The sequence below is a fragment of the Bacteroides muris (ex Afrizal et al. 2022) genome, from assembly GCF_004793475.1.
Classification (GTDB): Bacteria; Bacteroidota; Bacteroidia; order Bacteroidales; family Bacteroidaceae; genus Bacteroides; species Bacteroides muris.
This window is the reverse complement of sequence record NZ_SRYZ01000061.1, coordinates 1-22,292: the sequence shown is the minus strand read 5'-3', so window position 1 is coordinate 22,292 and position 22,292 is coordinate 1. Positions and strand designations below refer to the sequence as shown.

General features: G+C 48.7%; 15 protein-coding genes and 2 pseudogenes. 5 read left to right on the top strand and 12 right to left on the bottom strand.

The genetic code is table 11. The features are described from left to right. Positions 1-710: 710 nt before the first annotated feature. Positions 711-1,028, top strand: a pseudogene (locus tag E5355_RS20030) (beta-galactosidase); the annotation flags it as partial. Here the strand turns inward: E5355_RS20030 and E5355_RS17130 are convergent. Continuing rightward, positions 1,029-1,235 (bottom strand): annotated as a pseudogene (locus E5355_RS17130) (site-specific integrase); the annotation flags it as partial. 424 nt (positions 1,236-1,659) lie between these two features. Between E5355_RS17130 and E5355_RS17125 the strand changes: the two are divergent. Further along, entirely contained in the window at positions 1,660-2,760 is a 1,101-nt protein-coding gene (locus tag E5355_RS17125; RefSeq protein WP_136011275.1) for a TlpA disulfide reductase family protein, read from the top strand. Between the two features lie 152 nt (positions 2,761-2,912). Here E5355_RS17125 and E5355_RS17120 read toward each other — a convergent pair whose 3' ends face one another. After that, the gene (locus E5355_RS17120; protein ID WP_176469447.1) at positions 2,913-3,881 is read right to left on the bottom strand and encodes a cobalamin biosynthesis protein; all 969 of its coding nucleotides are present in this window, start codon (positions 3,879-3,881) and stop codon (positions 2,913-2,915) included. 425 nt (positions 3,882-4,306) lie between these two features. Here E5355_RS17120 and E5355_RS17115 point away from each other — a divergent pair, with 425 nt between their 5' ends. Together E5355_RS17115 and nrdG are read left to right on the top strand one after the other, a co-directional pair. After that, positions 4,307-6,514, top strand: a complete 2,208-nt coding sequence (locus tag E5355_RS17115; RefSeq protein ID WP_136011273.1) for an anaerobic ribonucleoside triphosphate reductase — start codon at positions 4,307-4,309, stop codon at positions 6,512-6,514. A 123-nt stretch (positions 6,515-6,637) separates the two neighbouring features. Then, positions 6,638-7,144: an anaerobic ribonucleoside-triphosphate reductase activating protein gene (gene nrdG, locus E5355_RS17110; RefSeq protein ID WP_136011272.1), complete on the top strand. Its 507-nt coding sequence runs from the start codon at positions 6,638-6,640 to the stop codon at positions 7,142-7,144. 51 nt (positions 7,145-7,195) lie between these two features. On the opposite strand, the gene E5355_RS17105 is transcribed toward nrdG, so the two are convergent. Next, complete coding sequence (locus tag E5355_RS17105) at positions 7,196-8,542, bottom strand: threonine/serine ThrE exporter family protein (protein ID WP_136011271.1); 1,347 nt, start codon at positions 8,540-8,542, stop codon at positions 7,196-7,198. Between the two features lie 111 nt (positions 8,543-8,653). On the opposite strand from E5355_RS17105, the gene E5355_RS17100 reads away from it, so the two are divergent. Then, positions 8,654-9,376 carry a DUF6064 family protein gene (locus E5355_RS17100; protein WP_136011270.1) on the top strand — a complete coding sequence of 241 codons (723 nt, stop codon included), beginning with the start codon at positions 8,654-8,656 and terminating at the stop codon, positions 9,374-9,376. Between the two features lie 201 nt (positions 9,377-9,577). On the opposite strand, the gene E5355_RS17095 is transcribed toward E5355_RS17100, so the two are convergent. The 9 genes from E5355_RS17095 to E5355_RS17055 all read right to left on the bottom strand — a co-directional run bounded on the left by E5355_RS17095 (position 9,578) and on the right by E5355_RS17055 (position 21,814). Further along, on the bottom strand, positions 9,578-12,142 hold the full coding sequence (locus E5355_RS17095; protein WP_136011269.1) for a glycosyltransferase family 1 protein: 2,565 nt from the start codon (positions 12,140-12,142) through the stop codon (positions 9,578-9,580). Between the two features lie 30 nt (positions 12,143-12,172). Then, positions 12,173-13,834 (bottom strand): glycogen/starch synthase, encoded by a 1,662-nt coding sequence (locus tag E5355_RS17090; protein WP_136011268.1) that lies wholly within the window; start codon positions 13,832-13,834, stop codon positions 12,173-12,175. A 297-nt stretch (positions 13,835-14,131) separates the two neighbouring features. Beyond that, positions 14,132-14,551: an ATPase gene (locus E5355_RS17085; protein ID WP_136011267.1), complete on the bottom strand. Its 420-nt coding sequence runs from the start codon at positions 14,549-14,551 to the stop codon at positions 14,132-14,134. Between the two features lie 33 nt (positions 14,552-14,584). Continuing rightward, positions 14,585-16,411 (bottom strand): V-type ATP synthase subunit I, encoded by a 1,827-nt coding sequence (locus E5355_RS17080; protein WP_136011266.1) that lies wholly within the window; start codon positions 16,409-16,411, stop codon positions 14,585-14,587. After that, positions 16,408-17,013, bottom strand: coding sequence for a V-type ATP synthase subunit D (locus E5355_RS17075; protein WP_136011265.1), 606 nt, complete (start codon positions 17,011-17,013; stop codon positions 16,408-16,410). The genes E5355_RS17080 and E5355_RS17075 overlap by 4 nt, the downstream gene beginning before the upstream one ends. Positions 17,014-17,133: 120 nt before the next feature. Then, positions 17,134-18,459, bottom strand: coding sequence for a V-type ATP synthase subunit B (locus tag E5355_RS17070; RefSeq protein WP_136011264.1), 1,326 nt, complete (start codon positions 18,457-18,459; stop codon positions 17,134-17,136). Between the two features lie 134 nt (positions 18,460-18,593). Further along, entirely contained in the window at positions 18,594-20,348 is a 1,755-nt protein-coding gene (locus E5355_RS17065) for a V-type ATP synthase subunit A (protein WP_136011263.1), read from the bottom strand. Between the two features lie 19 nt (positions 20,349-20,367). Continuing rightward, a complete protein-coding gene (locus E5355_RS17060; protein ID WP_136011262.1) occupies positions 20,368-21,207 on the bottom strand; it encodes a DUF2764 domain-containing protein in 840 nt (279 codons plus the stop codon). 16 nt (positions 21,208-21,223) lie between these two features. Then, positions 21,224-21,814: a hypothetical protein gene (locus E5355_RS17055; RefSeq protein ID WP_136011261.1), complete on the bottom strand. Its 591-nt coding sequence runs from the start codon at positions 21,812-21,814 to the stop codon at positions 21,224-21,226. Between the last annotated feature and the right edge of the window lie 478 nt (positions 21,815-22,292).

Sequence of the window (22,292 nt, the reverse complement as noted above, 5' to 3'; positions counted from 1 at the left end):
CTACAAATTTTGAGCTTTTCTCTACTGGATAAAACACCTGTAAGAGAGATACTTAACGATTGCAATTACAAGAATATCAAAGAACTAAATTATAAACAACTGAAAATCAGCCGGGACTAAGTGCCCAGCAGTGACTCCGGAAATATAGTGGTAATCGTTTAAATCTTATAATTCTGCACTATAAATTTAACACTTTTATCGCTATACCACTAATTATCAGCGAAATATATTTATTATTATTTCGAACTCACGTTATTATATGCCCTTACGGGCGCACCTGCAACTCCTCTTGGGTATCTGTTGCCAATGGTACTCCCGGCACACAGCACAAAAAACAAGAACCTCCAATACGTGGAAAAATTACTTCTAGCTGCTTTTCAATTACTAATCTGTTCAAAAATCCTTCATGTCGTTATCTCTACTCATTTGTTTATCGTGTTATGTATTTATGTCGACAAGGTATCATATTGACTGTTTACAACGGCCATGTAATCCGCATAGCATGTTTATTACAAATGTACGAATAACCTCTCATTCCCCCGCCCCTTCCTCATCCTTACCGGAATATTATCCATGAGAATAAACATATTTTCCATCATTCAATTGCTGAGAAATAGCTTATTTTGCAAAAAAACACAGTATCCGGAAGTGAATTAAAACAATACGCAAGCATATTAATCTTAATACACATGAAGAAAAGAAATATTCTAATGAGCTTATTGCTCAGTAGTGCTCAATGGATGATAGCTCAGGAAAGCCTGAGCCTGGCAGGAACCTGGCGCTTCCAAACCGACCCGATGGGATTCGGGAAAACACCCGGTTCGGAGCTTTATCTATCCAAACTGACTGAGTCGATCCAGCTGCCAGGCAGTATGGACGAAGGTGGCAAAGGTATGCCCACTACCGCCCGTTATGTAGAACGGCTGACCCGCAAGTTTGAATACTGCAGACCGGCTTGGTATCAACGTGAAGTTACCATTCCCCAGTCGTGGAGCAACAAGGATATTCTCCTCCACTTGGAAAGATGTCAGCTGCCGGTTGATTTCCCTTGACCTTGCGCTCTTCCCCGTGGCACGACCGGAAAGCCATGCCGATTCCGGAGCCGTCATCTTCACGCTGAAGGCCGCCTCGGAATACTTGCCTACATTCAACCTGCCCATAATCGGGCACTCTCCCTGCTCATCCGCTTCGCTCTTTTTCAGGTAGAACGAAACCCTTACATCTTCTTGATTCATAGCTCTATACTTTTAATTGCAAAATTAACCGGTATAGAGTTACCTGTCGGCATGAAAAATATGGCAGAACATAGAAACAGACCCCTGAAACAGAGAACAGTAGGCATATTTACCCGATACACGGAAAATTATGCGTATCTTCGCTCTCGCAAACAAGGGTTCTTTGAGATGGCAGAAGCAAAATCAGGGTGGATTCCGTTACGTTTTCACCACCGGATTGACACTAAAAAAGGCAACGGATAGGTAGCAAAATTACCTCATAACCTCTCAATATCCCGCTTTTTTGGAGAAAGGAAGAATACAGTCATTCAACACCCAATTCCTTTAGTCTCCAACCACTTACTTTATTCCACCAAAATCTGCCTGAATCTCACGAATTCTTCGTATATTTGCAGATATAATCATTCATTAAAAAAAACAAGCAATGAAAAAGTTTACTTATCTGCTCGCTGTAGCCGCTGTATGTACAGCTTGTAACAGTGGAAACAACGGTTACACCGTAACCGGAACTGTAGAGGGTGCAGCCGACGGCGACACCGTATATCTGGAAACCGTGAAAGGACGCCAATTCGTCAAATTGGACTCTGCTGTCATCAAAGGTGGTACATTCACCTTCAAGGGCACGCAAGATACCGCTGTCAACCGCTACATCTCTTACAAAGCTGCAGGAAAAGACGGCGCAGCCATCGACTTCTTCCTGGAAAACGGCAAAATCAAAATCAACCTGTCGCAGGAGAACAACTCCGCCACCGGTACTGCCAACAATGATGCCTACCAGGAAATCAAAACCCAAATCAACGGCCTGAACAAACAGATGATGAACATCTACGAATCCATGTCGGACACCACACTGACCGCCGAACAGCGCGAAGCCAAAGGCAAAGAGATGAAAGATTTGGAGAACAGCATGATATCTGCCATCAAAGCCGGCATCAACAAGAACATCGCCAATCCGGTCGGTGTACTCCTGCTGAAACAGAACTACTACTACATGGATGTGGCAGACCTCGACCCGCTGATGCCCCAAATCCCTGCTGCTTACGACAACGACGAAGCCATCGTCAAGATAAAGAACAACGTCGAAAAGATGAAAGCCACTGCCGTAGGCCAGAAGTTTACAGACTTCGAGATGCAGACCCCGGAAGGAAAAACCGTGAAGCTGTCCGACTATGTAGGCAAAGGCAAAGTAGTCCTCGTTGACTTCTGGGCAAGCTGGTGCGGCCCCTGCCGCCGCGAGATGCCCAATCTGGTGGAAGCTTACGCCAAATACAAGAACAAAAACTTCGAAATCGTAGGCGTATCTCTGGACCAGAGTGCTGACGCATGGAAAGAAGCCATCAAGAAGCTGGGCATCACTTGGCCGCAAATGTCCGACCTGAAATACTGGAACTGCGAAGGCGCACAGCTTTATGCTGTAAGCAGCATCCCCCACACTGTGTTGATTGACGGCGAAGGAACAATCCTTGCACGCGGACTGCACGGTGACGAACTTCAGGAAAAGATAGCCGAAGCCGTCAAACAATAAAACCGGACACACCGGAAACTAAAAGAGAAGTGCGGCACTCCGTCAACCGGAATGCCGCACTTCAGCAAGGAAAATGCCACACTTCACAGAGACAAATGCCATTGATTAGGCCTCGTGAAGTGTGGCATTTCAGTCAACGAAATATGTTATTTTCAAGAGAAGATGCGTGCTGCCATTTCCATCCCCAGCCGCACAGTCTCCCACTGTTTTTCCTCATCGGCCCCTGAAGGGGAAAGAAGCGCATTCGCATCCGGCAGGCACAAAGTGAAACGTTTCAAGGGAATATAATTCAACACACTCTCGGTCTTCGCCTGCAATTCATCCAGTTCATCTTCGTGGGGATAATGGGACAGCACGAAACCGAACACCGCCTCTTTCTCGTGTATAAACCAAAGCAGACGGTTGCGGTCGCACGCGCCACAGTCGTAATTCAGGAAATAGGCATCGGCCCCATGCAGCTGCACCAGCATATCCGTAGGTGCATGGAATGCGACATACATCCCTGCAGGGCGTTCGCGCAAGACACGGTTATTCAGCCGGACAGTATCTTCCATTATTACCGAATGCACCCCGTCGAACTGGACGTAGCGGCAACCTGCATCATAGAGTTGGGTAAGCAAAGATTTGTAGCTGGAAGCAATATCATCCGTCAGCAGCCGGACGTCGGAGTAAACGTTTTCTATCTGATTCCGCTTCACGCGTTGGATAATCTGAGTGAAGAGCTCTGCCGGCGAAGGGATATGCTGTTTCTTCATCACCTCCCCGCCCGCAATGGAATCAAGAAATGCGAATTCTTCCAGAACAGGATGCCGCCGTAGCAAGCCGAGGCGTCCTGTAATCTCCAAAGGAGAGTGTTCGGAGAAAGGCCGGCCGTCTTTGAAACGGATACCCTCCCAGCTTTCTAAAAAATCACGACTTCGGAAACCACCGTCGGAAACCACCTTCATGCCTCCCTGTTTCAGCCGTTCCACAAGATTGCGCACTTCCGCATCTTCAACTGCCCGCAAGTCCTGCCGGCTCACCTGCCCGTTCTGATATTGCTCGCGGGCATCCTTCAATGCACGAGGTACGCAAAAAGCCCCGGCTATATCAACTTTAAACGGAGGAAATACATTTGCCATGTTCATTCTTTCTTTGATTATTATGATAACGACACTTTTGCCCCGATACGATGAGCAGCAAAGCGATACAATCGAATGGCAACAAGAAGTATTATCAAGGACTAAAAAACTTACATAAACCAATTTATTGCAAATATAATTAAAGAATCCGAGAATTCACAATCCGCCCCAAAGATTTATTTTCATTTGACACTTCGGAATCAGATGTTGTATACGCATGCAGCAATAGCCGGCAACGAACAACTTTAAAAATCATTTCCCATTGAAAGTTTTCCACTTCTCATTTCAACATCATTAATTATCAAAAGGTTAACACTTTTTAAATCACAAAAAGTTTTCCAAAAAGCAAATCCTATCAATAACTGTAATACCTTTGTTCCCGCAATTGAACTTAAAGATATAGTCACATTCAAGCATAAAAGGTTATGATACAAACAGTACTCAAACGCGACGGACGCGTCGTCGGATTCAACGAAGAAAAAATAGCCACCGCCATCCGGAAAGCCATGTTGCATACAGACAAGGGGGAAGACCTGCAACTGATACACCAGATTACTGACCGCATCTCTTTCAAGGGAGATTCGCAGATGACGGTGGAAGCCATTCAGGATTTGGTGGAAGTGGAACTGATGAAGAGCAGCCGCAAGGACGTAGCCCAGAAGTACATCACCTACCGCAACCAGCGAAGCATTGCCCGCAAGGCAAAGACGCGCGACATGTTTCTGGAAATCATCAACATCAAGTCCAACGACATCACACGCGAAAACGCCAACATGAATGCCGATACCCCGGCGGGCATGATGATGAAGTTTGCCAGCGAAACCACCAAACCTTTTGTGGACGACTATCTGCTGAGTGAAGAAGTGCTGAACGCCGTCACCCAGAACTATCTGCACATCCATGACAAGGATTATTATCCCACCAAGAGCCTGACATGCGTGCAGCATCCGCTGGACCATATTCTGAAATACGGTTTCTCTGCCGGACACGGCGAGTCTCGCCCGGCCAAGCGCATCGAAACTGCCAGTATCCTGGGATGTATCTCGCTGGAAACAGCCCAGAACGAGATGCACGGCGGACAAGCCATCCCTGCATTCGATTTCTACCTTGCCCCCTACGTGCGCAACAGTTTCATCGAGGAAGTAAAGAACCTGGAAGAACTGAACGGGAAAGATTACTCCCATCTCTATCAGAAGGAACTGGCCGACTATCTGCTGCAGCCGTTGGACGGGCTGACGGGTGAAGACCGTATCGTGCAGCATGCCATCAACAAGACCGTATCGCGCGTACACCAGTCCATGGAGGCATTTATCCATAACATGAACACCATCCACTCACGCGGCGGCAACCAAGTGGTGTTCAGCTCCATCAACTACGGAACAGACACCTCCGCCGAGGGTCGCTGCATCATCCGCGAACTGCTGAAAAGCACCTATCAAGGAGTAGGAAACGGAGAAACCGCCATCTTCCCCATCCAGATATGGAAAAAGAAACGGGGCGTGAGCTATCTGCCGGAAGACCGCAACTACGACCTCTACCAGCTGGCCTGCAAGGTGACGGCACGACGTTTCTTCCCTAACTTCCTGAACCTGGACGCCACCTTCAATCAAAGCAAGGAGTGGAAAGCCGATGACCCGAAACGCTACCTGCACGAAGTTGCCACCATGGGATGCCGCACCCGCGTATTCGAAAACCGCTTCGGACCGAAGACCTCCATCGGGCGTGGAAACATCTCTTTCTCTACCATCAATATCGTCCGTCTGGGTATCGAGTGCATGAACATAAAAGACAAGGAACAGCGTATCGCCCGATTCTTTGCCAAGTTGGATGCCATGCTTGAGGTGACCGCACGCCAGTTGCACGAACGCATGGAGTTCCAGAAGACTGCCTTCGCCAAGCAGTTCCCGCTACTGATGTCCGCCTTGTGGATAGGCTGCGAGAAGCTGAAACCGAACGATACGATTGCCTCCGTCATCAACCAGGGAACATTGGGAATCGGCTTCATCGGGTTGGCCGAATGTCTTGTGGCACTACTCGGAAAACATCACGGAGAATCTGATGAAGCCCAGGAGCTGGGACTGAAAATAGTGACCTACATGCGCGACCGCGCCAACCAGTTCTCCGACCAATACCAGCATAACTACAGCGTGCTTGCCACTCCTGCCGAAGGCTTGTCGGGCAAGTTCACCCGCATAGACCGTAAGGAATTCGGCACGCTGCCGGGCATTACGGACCGCAACTACTACACCAACTCCAACCACGTGCCCGTGTACTACAAATGCAGCGCCCGCCACAAAGCGGAAGTGGAGGCTCCTTATCATGAGCTGACCCGCGGCGGCCACATCTTCTATGTGGAGATAGACGGTGATGCCACCCACAATCCGGAAGTCATCATGCGTGTAGTGGACATGATGGACCGATACAACATCGGCTACGGTTCGGTAAACCACAACCGGAATCGCTGCCTGGAATGCGGCCACGAAAACTCCACCCCAAACCTGGAAGCATGTCCAAAGTGCGGCAGCAAGCATATCGACAAGCTGCAACGCATCACCGGCTACCTGGTGGGAACCACCGACCGCTGGAACAATGCCAAGCTGGCAGAGCTGAACGACAGGGTCGTTCATAATTGAAAATGAAAAATTAAAGGGCTGCGCAGTGCTAAGCGGCCCTTCATTTTTAATGTTTAATCATGAATGTTCAGCTTCGCTCCTACGATGTTCAATTTCTAATTTCTAATTTTTAATTCCCTACTTGTGCTTTCCATTCTCGACATTTTAGAAGATACCACAGTAGACGGTCCGGGCTTCCGGACCGCCATCTACGCTGCCGGATGCCCTAACGCTTGTCCCGGTTGCCACAATCCGGAGTCGTGGGACATCAACCACGGACACTGGATGAGTACAGAAGAAATTCTGGAAAAGATACTTGCCGACCCGTTTGCAGATGTCACCTTCAGCGGCGGAGACCCGATGTTCCAGTCGGAAGGATTCACCCGACTGGCGCATGCCATCAAGGAGCGGAGCCGGAAAAACATCTGGTGCTATACGGGCTACACTTTTGAAAAGCTACTGTGCAACCCGCACCAAGCCCAACTGCTGGAATACATCGACGTACTGGTGGACGGCAAATTCAAGAAAGAGCTGCAGGATAAGGAGCTCTATTTCCGGGGAAGCCGCAACCAACGTCTTATTGACGTGCAAACATCCCTGCGAAAGGGAGAAACCGTAATTTATCACTATAATCCCAAAAAGGGGATTTAAAATAAGTATCCCGTCATTCGGAGCGAAGCGAAGGATGACGGGATACCTGTATCACCATTCTATAAATTTTCCTCTTTCCCTGCGCTTCTGCAACTCCTTCTGAAGAAAACGCTGCCTATCCTTGGCGATATACCGGCGAGCAAAGATATTGGGTACTGCCACGCCCAACGCTATACAGAGAATAATCAGTGAAGCCGTGATGCCGTTGGAAACAACCGCCGTCACCTCGCCCACCACGCCGTGCATATTGATAAGTCCGAAAAGCGCACGATACATCAGCACTCCCGGAATCATCGGGATGACGGAAGGAATCGTCAGCACATGATTGGGAACATGAAACCAATGCACTGCCTTCACGGCTATCAGGCTGACAACCATGCTGCCCATGAACGAACCTACCACCGGTCCGTAACCCAATTCGAAATTGACAAAATTACGCGTACAAACGGCAATGATACCGCCCACCGCAACAACCCACAACAAGCGCCGCTGTATATTGAATATCATGGAAAATCCCATGGCAGATATGGCCGCCGCAATGGCATACACCAGATAACTGTCATGAGGCACCATACTCAATTCGCTGAACTTCTTGTCAATCACGACATCCTCCATCGTCAGCAGGCGCATGGCTATCACAATGCCGAAGGCCATTGCACAGACCATCAGCACCGTATTCACAGCCCGCACAATGCCCACCTGAATATAATTGTCAATCATATCATCCACAAAGTTTATCAACGGTACACCCGGAACGATGAACAGTGCACACGCCAACAACGGATGATAGGGAGTTTCCGAGAGTCCGGCAAAAGAAGACACATAGGCCAGGCAGGTAGCAATCAATGCGGCAATGGCAATGCTCATATAGTGATTGATGCCGAACTCCATACAACGGACGCGGACGCGAAAACCGGCAAAAGCGCAAATGGAGGCAAACAGAAACGCCATCCAGTCACCACCGAACAGTTTGCAGAAGCCTCCGCAGGCAAAGCCGGCACCGATGGCAACAACGTATGGCACATAGTTCCGCTTCTTGGTTTTGATTCTTTCCAGTTCCTCCTCATACCGGTCGAGGGAGTAGTCATTCTCAATGGCCCGCCAGGACAGTTTGCTGATTTCGGAAATGGCAGTCATGTTGATGCCATGCTTCTCGCATTTCTGGAATTTGGAGAACGAATGCAGGCCGTCGCTCACATTCACTACCAGCATGGTATAACTTACGTCGATGTGAAGTTTTTCTTCCGGCAGCCCCAGATAGGCGGCAACACGGTTCAGGTTACGGACAACACGGTTTGTATCAGCCGCACTCTCCACCAGCAGCTGTCCGGTACGAAGCAATAAGTCGAGTTTTCTGCGTAGCAGGGCAATCTCTTGTTCAGTCAAAGTCTTATCCATAAATCTTTTTACCTATTTTTCTGGAGGCACAAAGATAAGGAAAATGTAGAAAACTATTTTATTCTTACGATAGAAAGCTCTACCTTTGCAACCGTTTTTTAATAGGCACAAATGGAAATATTCTGGAATACTATCGCACAATACAACGAGGCCACCTGGTGGGCACAGCTCCTCATCACCGCAGCAGGCATCCTGCTCGCCAAGCGGCTCTACCGGAAACCGACCTTATGGGCAAAACGAGCCCTCAAAATCTACATGGTATTTCTGAACGGGTGGATATCCATCGTGTACTACATGATGTATTGCGGAGCGCGCGGACACCACCATATACTCGCCATCTTCTGGGGAGTGATTGCACTGCTGTGGCTATGGGACTTGTTTACCGATTACACTCCGTTCGAGCGCAATCCGAAATACAAGGTACTGGTGGGGATACTCTATGCGATGCCTTTCCTCTATCCGCTCCTTTCGTGGGCACGCGGAATGGAATTTCCCATGATGACCACCACCGTGATGCCCTGCTCGGTAGCTGCGTTCACCATCGGGCTGCTGCTGGCTTTCTCGCGCAGGGTCAACCTGCTCGTCATTCTGTTCCTTTGCCACTGGGCGCTCATCGCCTTTTCCAAAGTCTACATCTACAAGATTCCCGAAGACCTGCTGCTGGCAAGCGCCACCGTGCCCGCCATCTATCTGTTCTTCAAGAACTACTTTGACCAGAACTTGCACAAGGAAACCAAGCCGGGTGCACGGCTCATGAACTGGCTCCTTATCCTCATCTGCATAGTGGTCGGGGTGCTGCTCAGCATGACGCTGATCCACGGAATGAGAGAATAAAGAGACACCCTTGCTATGGGCTGTATGATTCCCGCTAATTAGGGCTTTGCACCCCCGCTAATACCCAGCCGAACGTACAAAAAACAGACCATCCGTCTACCCGAAACGAATGGTCTGTCTGCATCATACATATGATATGTCTTATCTGAACAGATAATGTGTTGGCCATATCGCAAACACATCATCTGTCTTTTCATGCTCTTATATGAACCAGCGAACGTAGCAGAAGTCCTGACGGTGAGGCAGGTCTGCATTCTTCGGGAACATACGGTAAGAAACCTTGAAGCTACCCGCATTTTCCAGTTTGTGCTTGGCTTGGAAAGTATAAAGGTTGCCTTCTTTCTTCACTACATTGAACGGTTCTACGGAGTAAACGTGCTGTTTGCCATCCTGAGCCGTATAAGTAGTCACCAGTTCCAGACCGATGGCGTCGTTCAAGCCCTTCTCGTCGATAACGTAAGTAATGATGTACTCCTTACCGCTTTCGATGGAGCCTTTCACCAAGTCTTCAGTCTTTTCGCAAGACACAACTTCAATGCTGTCCCACTTTTCGGCAACTTCTTCCTTCCAGGCAGCTATTTCCTTGGCCTTGGCATAATCGTCGGCAGCCAGCATCTTGAAACGTTTAGCTTCCTTGATGTAGAACTTGTCGTAGTAGTCGTCCAACTGGCGCTTCATTGTATAGTGGGGAGCGATCTGTGCAATGGAGTTCTTGATAGTCTTCACCCAACCTTCAGAGTATCCCTTCTTGTTGCGTGCATAGAACAACGGCAGAATTTCTTGCTCAAGGATGCTATAGATAGTGGCGGCATCGAGCTGGTCCTGATGTTCCTGATTCTGATAGGTACGCTTTTCGGTCAATGCCCAACCTGCACCTTCGCGATAGCCTTCGAGCCACCAGCCGTCGAGCACGGAGAAGTTAACAACACCGTTCATCAACGCCTTCTCACCGGAAGTACCGGATGCTTCGAGCGGACGCGTCGGAGTGTTCAGCCAGATATCCACGCCCGAAACGAGGCGACGTGCCAACTGCATGTCATAATTTTCCAGGAAGATAATCTTGCCCAAGAACTCCGGACGGCGGGAAATCTCGATGATTCTCTTAATCAAGCCCTGTCCTGCACCATCGTGCGGGTGAGCCTTACCGGTGAAGAGGAACTGTACCGGATAGTCGGGATTGTTCACAATCTTGGCCAGACGGTCGAGGTCGGTAAACAGCAAGTGTGCACGCTTGTAGGTAGCGAAACGACGTCCGAAACCTATCAGCAGGGCATTCGGATTGATTTTGTCCAGCAGGGAAACGATGCGTGAAGGGTCACCTTGGTTCTTCAACCAGGTTTCACGGTATTGCTTGCGAACATAGTCAATCAGCTTGTTCTTCATCACCATGCGCGTCTTCCAGATTTCTTCGTCGGACACGTTATAGATAGCCTCCCAAATCTTAGGATTGGACTGGTCGTAGAGGAAGTTCTCGTCAAAGTGTGCAGCATAGAGATGCTTCCATTCCGTAGCGCTCCAAGTGGGGAAGTGCACACCGTTGGTAACGTAACCCACGTGGCTTTCTTCGGGGAAGTAGCCCTTCCAGATGGAAGAGAACATCTCTTGGGAAACCTTGCCGTGCAGCCAGCTCACACCGTTCACCTCTTGGGAAGTGTTGCAGGCGAATACGGACATGCAGAAACGTTCGCCCTTGTCGCCCGGATTGTTGCGTCCGAGGTCCATCAGGTCATCCCAGCTGATACCCATTCTTGAAGGATAGCCGCCCATGTACTTGCCGAAAAGACCTTCGTCGAAGTAGTCGTGGCCGGCAGGAACCGGAGTATGCACAGTATAGAGCGAAGAAGCACGTACCAGCTCGATAGCCTGGTCGTAAGTCAGACCTTCGGCCACGTAGTCACAGATGCGCTGTACGTTGATCAAAGCGGCATGTCCTTCGTTACAGTGATAAACATCTTTCTTGATGCCCAGCTTCTTCAGCGTCAGGATACCACCGATACCGAGCAGGATTTCCTGCTTCAGACGGTTTTCCCAGTCGCCGCCATAGAGCTGGTGAGTGATGGAGCGGTCGAACTCGCTGTTCATTTCATTGTCAGTATCAAGCAGATAGAGGGAGATGCGTCCTACGTTTACTCTCCACACGTATGCGTGTACGTAGTAGTCCAAGTAAGGAACGTCCACTATCACCTGCTCGCCCTTCTCGTCCAATACACGATCAATAGGCAGTTGTCCGAAGTTTTGCGCCTCGTAGTTGGCAATCTGCTGGCCGTCCATAGACAAGGTTTGGGTAAAGTAACCGTAGCGATACAAGAAACCGACTGCACACAAGTCAACGTTACTGTCGGAAGCCTCTTTCAGGTAGTCGCCGGCAAGTACGCCCAGACCACCGGAATATATCTTAAGTACGTGGTTCAAACCATACTCCATGCTGAAATAGGCAACAGACGGACGCTTGCTGTCAGGTGTCACATCCATGTATGTACGGAACTTGGAATATACGTCTTCCATTCTGCGCAGAATAACCTTATCGTTGGCAAGCGCTTCCAGTTTGGCATAACTCATGCGCTCCAACAGAAGTACGGGGTTCTGTCCCACTTCTTTCCAGAGGGCAGGGTCGAGGTCTCTGAAAAGTTCGATGGCTTCATAATTCCATGACCACCAGATGTTACGTGCCAGTTCAGACAGTTTCTCCAGTTCGGCAGGAATGTGCGATTTCACATTCACATCTTTCCAGTTAGGAGTGTTTACATTACTAACTTTAATCTTCATTGTATGATAACTAATTGATTAATAATTCCTTTATCTTAATTGACGCTTCATGGCGTTGCGCAGCGCAATGTCGTAAGCCTCATAATAATACTTTATAAAATGCTTCCACAAAGCCTGCTCTGCCACCTGGCCTGCACGTTTGCGGATTTCCTTGATTTCGGCTTCCGTCTTGGTCGAGAACAAGGCTACGGTGTCCTTTATGCCGTCTGCCACTTCGGAATAATTGTAATCCGAACGGTGCAGCACCTCCACTCCGTCGTCAATGCCATGCTGGTTTTTCAAGCTGTTCACCCAAAGTCCGAAACCGGCAAGATTGGTGGTGATGGTAGGCACGCGGAAAGCCACGCTCTCCAGCGGGGTATATCCCCACGGTTCGTAATAGGACGGATAGACACTGAGGTCTTCGCCTAAAATCAGGTCATAATAATGCTTGTTGAGGATGCCGTCGTGGCCATCTTGATAGCAAGGTACAAAAATCACTTTAACTTTATCTTCGGGGCGATTTCCCATGCCGAGGTATTTCAGCATATCCAGCACCTGGTCATGCGTCATATTGTGCAGCCAGTGGGTGATGAAAGGGCACTGCAACGGTTCGGTGAACTTATTTTTGCTCTTCAGGCGCTTCTGCAAGTCCTCGCGGGGGTCTCCCACCCAGCCGGGCACGTTGACAAACGCCAATACTTTCTTCTTCAAATCCTTATCGCGGTTCAGCCTGTTCAATGATTCCAGGAACACATCGATACCCTTGTTCTTGAACTCATAGCGTCCGCTGGTACCGATAATCAGCGTGTCATCACCCAAGTCCTCACCCAGCAGGCAGTTTGCCACACGCAGCATGGTGGAGCGGGCACGCTTGCGCTTGCCGGTAAAGGTGGCACCTTTCGGTACAAAATCATCTTCAAAACCGTTCATCAGCACCACATCCGCAGGCTTGTCAAGCAATTCCTTGCATTCGTTGTTTGTAATCTCGCTCACGGTGGTGAAGCAGTCTACATAATGGGCCGTCTGCTTTTCAATGGAATGCTTGGACTGCATGTTCAATTCCTCCGCCATCTGGTCGCCGTTGTAGGCGAAGAGATAATCGTAGAGCGGCTTGTTGTTGCCCGCTATGGAACGACCGATGGAGGTGGCATGGGTTGTGAAGACAGTCCCTATCTCGGGAACGGCAGACTGAAGATAGAGGGCGGCCATACCGGTCATCCACTCGTGTGCCTGAAACACCACCTTGTCCGTTTCCGTCAGATTATAGCGATAGAAACTCTCTATCACCTTTCCGGTGGCGAAAGCAAACATGGATGCTTCATCATAATCGCCATATCCATGCAGTGAGTCCACTTGATAGCGGTTCCACATCTCTGCATAGATCTCATTCTTTTCTGCAAAGAACGGTTGGAAATCAACCAATATAACAATAGGTTCTCCCGGAATGTTCCAGCGTCCTACGCGGACACAGAGATTGTCTTTCAACGCAGCATGTTTTTTCCACGCTGCACAAAGGTTATCAGACTCAATGAACAAAGGGTTCTCTTTTCCCTGCCAGAAATCCGGCCCTATAAAGAATAATCTATCGCGAAATTTAGTCTGTAAAGTATTTGCCCTTGTAGACAAAACCGTATAGATACCGCCTACTTTATTACACACTTCCCAACTCGCTTCGAAGATGTAATCGGGGGTAAGTAGTTCTTTAATCATATTATGTTATAATCTCTTTATCTTAATTACGGCTGCAAAAGTACGTATTATTCTTTGAAAAATAGCCTTTTAATCGAAAAAACTAATCAAATATGCATAAACAATCGTTTGCGGAATATCATAGTTTAGCCACAAAGCCCCATGGAATCGCCCATCCATGCATTTCTCGCCTAAAATTCCCGGAGGTTCAAAAAAGAATCCCTGGAGTTTTCAGTTGAAGCCTACAGCAATTGAAACAAAAAGCCCCAGGAACTTCAATTGTAAATTCCTGGGGCTTATTTTCTTAATTGATCCGGATTATACCATCAATGCAGCCACCAGCGCCAAAATGGCATAGAATTCAGGAAGTGCGGCGTAAATCATTGTATTGGTCTGCACGTCGTGTCCCTGAGAGAGACCCACGATACCGTTTGCACAAATCTGTCCCTGACGGATGGCAGAGAACAGACATACCAGTCCGACACCCAGTCCGATACCCAGCATCAAAGGGCCGTCCGTAGCAAAATCCCTGCCCATAGACATCAGGAAAGCCACGAAACCGTAAAGTCCCTGCGTAGCCGGAAGGGCCGACAAAATCATATAACCTGCTGATTTGGAAGGGTCTTTCTTCAACGCACCCTCTGCCGCACTACCGGCGATTGTTGTACCGAAGCAACTGCCAATTCCTGCAAGGGCCAACATCAGGCCCAGACCGAGATAACCTAAAATTTCATTCATAATGTTTCTATTTTTATTTGTTTTTCAATTTGTTTATTTCTTTACTACTGTAAAAGGTTTATAGGCTTCGCCCTTACCTTCGTAACCGGAATTCTTGAAGTATTCCACAAATGTCAGACGGAGCGGATGCACAAAAGCACTCAGACAGGACATGGCAATGTTCAGCGTATGCCCGAATATCAGTATCAGACCGCAGAACAGCCATCCCAGAGCCGGACCTGCCGCATCGTTCACCATGAAGGCAAGCTGATTGAACACCCCACCGAGCATACCGCCTGCCAGGCCGAGGGCATAGAGACGGATGTAGGAAAGTATATCGCCCATCAGTCCGGTAGCCATGTTATAGGTATCCCATACTCCGGCACCAATGTTGACAAATACATTCCGATGGATATTGTTCAGCAGGTAGATGCCGATGGCGGATACACCGCCAATCACGATAAACGCCCATGTGGATACATCTTCTGAGATAATCTTGAAGAAGGAAAGTCCGCCGGTACAAACGAATCCCACTACCAGCAACAGCCATCCCCAGGCACTGAGCGACTCCTTGAAGCCGAAGCGCACGGTCTGCCCCACGGCCTTCACCGTCATGGCAATGCAGATATGTACCACACCGATAATCAGGGCCAGCAGCATTTGCTTGTCATAGGTAGTCTCGCCTATCTTGCCCACAATCATGAATTCCTTCAGTTTGGCAGGTATCTCCAGGTCGAAGAGGCTTACACCGAAGAAAGTTCCCAGTATGGCACCGATGACAGCCGTGAAGATACCCAGCGTAATCACCAGATTCATCATACCTTTCATGGACTTGGACATCTTCTTTTTCAGAATGAATCCAAGCGCAATCAGTACCAGACCGTAGCCCGCGTCTCCCATACAGAATGCAAAGAAGAGCGAGAAGAATGGTGCAAGTATCGGTGTCGGGTCGAACTCTGCATAGTCGGGCATGCCGTACATTTTGGTAAGCACTTCGTACATGCGGGTGTAGGCGTTGTTCTTCAGCTTGACGGGAGCATTGTCCTCGCGCCTGGCAGCCCTTATCTCATAATAAGCGCCGCTTTCATCGAGAAGTTTCCTCACATCTGCCTCGCAGTCTTCAGGAATCCAGCCTTCCATCAGCACTACGGCACCTTCTGCCATATGCTCGCTGTTCAGCTTGACTTTCAGCAGGTCTATTTCTTCCTGGAGCCGGAGGTTGTACTTCTCCAACGTACAGTAATTCGCCTTGCAGAATTCTTTCAGCCCGGCATGTGCCTGCACAAGGGCTTCTTCCGTATCGGCCTTCTTCCGTATCAGCTCGGAGAGACTGAGTGAGGGCAGGCGGAGCGGTTCCACATCCAGTTCTGCCGGTTGGGGAGTGACGGTCACAAAATAAAGATGTCCGCCGCTCTCTTTCACCACGATGGCATTGCATTCCTCTGCCCACGCTTCGTTATAGTCTTTCTCCGGGCAGGTGTAAAACCGCACGAACCAGCCGGCATCTTCCAGCCGGCGGATGGATTTCCAATCGAAATCACCCCAAGCCTCCATCTGTGCCACATCCTTGTCGATGGCGGGAATCTGCTGGTTCAGGTCTTGTATCCGTGCCTGCAAATCCTCGTAGGATTTCACCAAAGCATCGGCCGACAACCCTTTATGCACCTTCTCTTCCGGCCGTTTGTCCGCCAAGGCATACATGCTCTGAAGCATATTCTTGTAGAGCGTACGCTTCTGCATGAATTGCTGCAAGGTGTCGTCCATCTCGCCGCACTGCCTTTCCACAACGTGCACCACGCCCAACTCCCGGATTTGTGCCAGAAACGCTTCGTACTCCTTATGATACACAAGGAACGTGAGCTTCTTCATTTTTGTAATCATGCCTCTGCCTCCTTCCTTTTCTCCTGATGGGACTTCATGATTTTCTGCGATGACTTGGAGAGGTTCTCCTCGTCTTCCATAAACCGCTTGATTTTGCGCAGAGCATCTTGATAGCCCGGAATCTGTACTTTCTCAAAAAGATTCACCTTCTGGGTGGTCTTCTTACGCGCATGTTCCAACAAGTTCAACTTGGCAACAATGAATTCACGCTCGATGGCGGTATGTGCCAGCGACTTAAGCAAGTTCAGCCCGTCTGCATACCATTTGGGCGCATTGAACAAGCTGTAGGGGCGTATCTCGAAATCCACATTCTCGAGCAACGGCACCCGTACACCGGCAATCTTCTTCACACCGAGATGAACATCGCTGACCTTTATCAATGAAGCGTCGAACTCATTCCAAAGGGCGAACATGGCTTCGTAAGCTTGGATTTCCTTTTCCAACCTCGCGTCCAACGCGGCAGCGTCGCCCTTGCAGCGCTTCACTTCCATACGCAGGGCGCTCTCCTTATTCTTGATAATGGGGAGTGTACGCACGCGCACCTTCAGTTGCTTCTCGAGTTGCTGAAGCGAGGTCTTGTTATATTGAAACTTAATAGCCATTTTATTTACGATTTAACGATTTACGATTAGACGATTGAAGTTACTCAACTTATTAATTTACAGATTTGCAATTTCAGTAATATCAATCGTAAATCGCAAATCGTCCAATCGTACATTTATTTAGTTTGCTTTCGGCCAGAATTCGTCTACAAGCTCTTTCTTGATGTTGACTTCTTCCGGACGGAAATACTTGCCGAACAGCCTCCATGCCACATCGAGCATTTCTGTGGTATCGAGGTTGACGTCGATGGCCAGCAACTGGTTGGAGTAGTCCTTGGCAAAGGCAAGGGTACGTTCGTCGTAGTTCGTCAGGTCGAAACCGTTTTCAAGCTTGGTCTTGGCGTTGGCGGCGTCGGCATACAGACGTACGGCGGCATTCATCACCTGCGGATGGTCCTTGCGCGTCTTTTTACCCGTAACAAGCTGCTTCAGACGGGACAAGGAACGGAACGGGTCAACGATAACCTTACCGATGTCGCTGTCACGACGAAGGAACAACTGGCCTTCCGTGATATAACCCGTATTGTCGGGCACGGCATGCGTAATGTCGCCACCGGACAACGTCGTCACCGCAATAATCGTGATGGAACCACCGCTTGGGAACTGCACCGCCTTTTCGTATATCTTCGCCAAATCCGAGTAAAGGGAACCTGGCATGGAGTCCTTCGAAGGAATCTGGTCCATACGGTTGGACACAATGGCGAGTGCATCGGCATAGGAAGTCATATCCGTCAGCAGCACCAACACCTTTTCATTGTTGTTCACAGCAAAATACTCGGCAGCCGTCAGTGCCATATCCGGAATCAACAGACGCTCTACCGGAGGATTCTCGGTAGTATTCATAAAGCTGACGATACGGTCGAGTGCACCGGCATTGGAGAATACGTTCTTGAAGTAGAGGTAGTCATCGTTCGTCATACCCATACCGCCAAGGATAATCTTGTCAGTCTCCGCACGCAGGGCCACATTCGCCATCACCTGGTTGAAGGGCTGGTCGGGGTCGGCAAAGAACGGAATCTTCTGTCCGGACACCAGTGTATTGTTCAGGTCGATGCCTGCAATACCGGTCGCAATCAGTTCCGAGGGTTGTTTACGGCGCACCGGATTCACGGACGGACCGCCAATTTCCACCTCCTCGCCTTCAATCGCCGGACCACCGTCGATGGGATCGCCAAAGGCGTTGAAGAAGCGTCCTGCAAGCTGCTCGCTCACTTTAATCGTAGGAGCCTTGCCCAAGAATACTACCTCTGCATCGGTGGGGATACCTTCCGTCCCCTCAAATACCTGCAAAGTCACTTCGTCACCGGCAATCTTCACCACCTGGGCCAGCTTGCCGTTTACGGTCGCCAACTCGTCATACCCCACCCCGGTTGCCTTCAGCGAACACGTAGCTTTCGTAATCTGAGTAATCTTGGTATATATTTTTTGAAATGCTTTTGTTGCCATCTATTTATTTACAATTTAGCAATTTACTATTTACTATTCAAATCTCCGCCATCCTATTTTCCTATTCTACAACCTCCGTTCACCTGTATCCGCAAGGCAAATGGCAAATTGTGAACAGTCAAGATAGCACGTCCTTAGGCTTTACGTTCCTCAACCAGTTCCTGCAACTGCTTATGGAACTTGCCGTATTCTTCCGACTTAAACTTCGAGTAGTTCATCTGCTTACAGATGTTAATCATTTTCTTGAAGTAATCCATTACTTCGTTGAAGTTGTCGAACTCAAATTCAGTATGACAGATTTCTATCACCATATTCAGAATCTCCTCCTGACGCTCCATCGGAGTCACAGCATCAATCTCGTCAAAGGCATCCTGCTGCAGAATAACGAAGTCAATCAACTCCGATTTCCAGAAAGTCACGTGATATTCTACAGGCACACCGTCGTCACCCAAGATGTTGATTTGCTCGGCAATCTCCTTACCACGCTGCAAACGGGTCTTGATCTCATTCACCTTGCCAATCCACTCACCATTGATGTGCTTGGTGATATACTCTTCAAATTCAGGGTATTCTATATATTTGGAATACGAATCAATCGGGTTTACGGCAGGATAACGCTTCTTGTCGGCGCGATCTTGCTCAAGGGCATAGAAGCAACGCGCCACCTTCTTCGTATTCTCGGTTACCGGCTCCTTCAAGTTACCACCGGCAGGCGATACCGTACCGATGAAAGTAATGGAACCGGACTCGCCGTTGTTCAGTTTCACATACCCCGCACGGCCGTAGAAGTTGGAGATGATGGAGGACAAGTCCATCGGGAAGGCATCGGGACCGGGCAACTCCTCCATACGGTTGGACATCTCGCGCAATGCCTGCGCCCAACGTGAGGTAGAGTCCGCCATCAGCAGTACCTTCAATCCCATGCTCCGGTAGTATTCCGCAATCGTCATAGCCGTGTAGACAGATGCCTCACGGGCAGCTACCGGCATATTCGAAGTATTGGCAATGATAATCGTACGTTCCATCAGCTTCCGTCCCGTATGCGGGTCAACCAGTTCGGGGAATTCCGTAAAGATTTCCACAACCTCGTTGGCACGCTCACCACAGGCAGCGATGATTACGATGTCTGCCTCCGCTTGTTTTGAAATGGCATGCTGGAGCACCGTTTTTCCGGTACCGAACGGACCGGGGATAAAGCCCGTACCGCCTTCCACAATCGGATTCACCGTGTCGATTACGCGCACACCGGTTTCCAGCAGCTTGAAAGGACGCGGCTTTTCCTTATAGTTGGTCATGGCGCGTTTCACAGGCCATTTTTGTATCATGTTCACCCGAATGTCATTGCCTTCGCCATCCGTCAGCACTGCAATGGTATCCTCAATGCTGTAATCACCTTCCTTTGCGATGGATTTCACAGTACACACACCTTTCTGTTCGAAAGGCACCATGATTTTCAGAGGCTGGAAGTTCTCGTCCACTTGTCCCAGCCAGGCAGCGGCTTCCACTTGGTCGCCCACCTTTGCCAGAGGCACAAAGTGCCATTTGCTTCCTTTATCCAGCGGATAGGTATATTGCCCGCGTTTCAGGAAAACGCCATCCATCTTATCGAGGTCGTTTTGCAGACCGTCGTAGTTCTTCGAAAGCATACCGGGCCCCAGCGTCACTTCGAGCATATGTCCGGTAAACTCGGCTTCGGCCCCCACTTTCAGTCCGCGGGTACTCTCAAATACCTGCACGTAGACCTGAGTACCTACCACCTTAATCACCTCCGCCATCAACTTGTCTCCTCCGGTCGAGATATAACAAATCTCATTCTGTGCTACCGGTCCATCAACGACGAGGGTCACCATATTGGCTATTACGCCACTAACAGTTCCTTTTGTTGCCATATATTTTTAGTTGTTTATTTTATCTGAATTCTGCGGGTATCTGCACCTCGTCTTTCAAGGCAGCGATAATGCTGCGGAACAGTTGGTTACCCTTCTCTTTATCCAACGTAATCCACCGTTCTATCATCTCCAGCTGCAGCAGGAAGACAAACAGACGCTCCACGGTAAAGTAATCGAAGAATGTGGCCTCCTCCATCCAGTTCCAGCGAAGCTGGTCCAGCTTCCTTTCCCGGTCTACCAGTTCCTCCGTCTCACTGATTTTCACCAGCTGCTCCAGATAATCCACTTCAGTACCCAGACCGAAGTCACGGGCATTGGAAGTACGCAGAGCTTCGCACACTTCCGTATCGCCCACAATCAGTGGAGCAATGTCCAACTTGAACTTACGTGCTGTGAGTGCCACCAATATATTATTGATAGTGAGATTGAAGCCAAACCAGGAAGACACAAACTGATTCCCGCATTCCATGGCATAGGCATAATAGAGCGCTGCCAGACGGTCTTCATGCAAGAAACCTTCCTCGGCAGGCAGGCTGAAGTATTCGGAAATGAACGTGGAGAGATAAGATGGAAATACACTGTCAGAGACTTCATCGCCATCTTTCAGCTGTGAGATATATTCCGCCAGTTCCTCTGACGAATAGTTTCCGCGCGGGTCGATGGCAGCATCCTTATCCTTCAATAGTTTCAAGACATTCGCATTGTCGAATTTCAGATAAAACAAATCCACCAACTTTTTATCATCTTCCGACAAGGCAGGATATAGTTCCGTCTTGAAATCGGCTACTGTATAGCTCAGTTTACTGTCTTCCAGAGTAAGTTCAGGCAAACCGGCTACCAAGTAATAGTATTTACTCATAATCCTATGGGAGTTTTTAGAACAGCATTTCCACTAATTGCGGACGCAGGAATTCCTTGAAGTAATTCATAAATTCTTCTTCGCCGAAGTTCACCTTGTACGAACCATCGGCAGGCGACACGGAGAACAAAGTCTTGATACCATTCACTTGCTCAATCTTCACACCCTTGTCCAGCAGATTCCTAGCCTTCGCAGAGAAATATTTCGTCAAGCCTTCCGCATCGGCAGTGGAGATAACGATTGGTTCGTTCACACTCCATTTGGACGCCAATGCAACAATGAAAGCATTAAGATAATCCTTGTTTGCAGCAAATGCCTCTACATCGGCATTCACAATGTTGTCCGTCACCAAAGTAGCGATTTCAGACTTCAGAGCGTTCACAGCCTGACCGGCAAACAACTTCAATTCCGATTTTGTATTCTCTGCCAGTTCATCGGCAGACCTATGAGCGGTAGCCACGATAGAATCCGCCTCCTTGCGAGCATCCTCTATAATTCTCTTAGCCTCTTCCTGAGCTTTTGCGATAAGTTTCTGTGCCTCTTCGTTTCCTTTCTCTACGCCTTCACGGTAAATCTTATCAGTCAGCTCTTGAATCTTGTTTTCCATATTTGCAGGAGTTATTATATGATTTATATTACAATATTAATTGCGTGATTTTTTCCCTTTCTATTAGATTCACGCCAAAATTACAAAAATCAATTTGATATTGAATAGAAAGAAAGGAAGAAAAGTGTCCGTTTTTCCAAAAAAAACTCATTTTACACCAACTTTGTTCTGTTACGATAACAAAAGAATGAGAAGTTAAGCGGAGATTCTTAAAGCACAACTTCCAAATTTTTCCGGAAGTTTTTTTTCTTTTTTCTTTTCCAAGACCCAAGCTCCGAAAGAAACCTATGGCAAAGAGAAGAAAAATGATAGATTATAGCTCCGTTTTGCTGTCAGATACTAATTGTTGAGAAGCCCACAGGGTTTTCGGACTGCCCCCAATAAGAAAGCACAATGACAAGGATGTGTGATGTGTGATGTGGAAAAAGCAAAAGCCCCCTCGTCATTTCTGACTCGGGGGCTTCCTCTAAAACGGCGA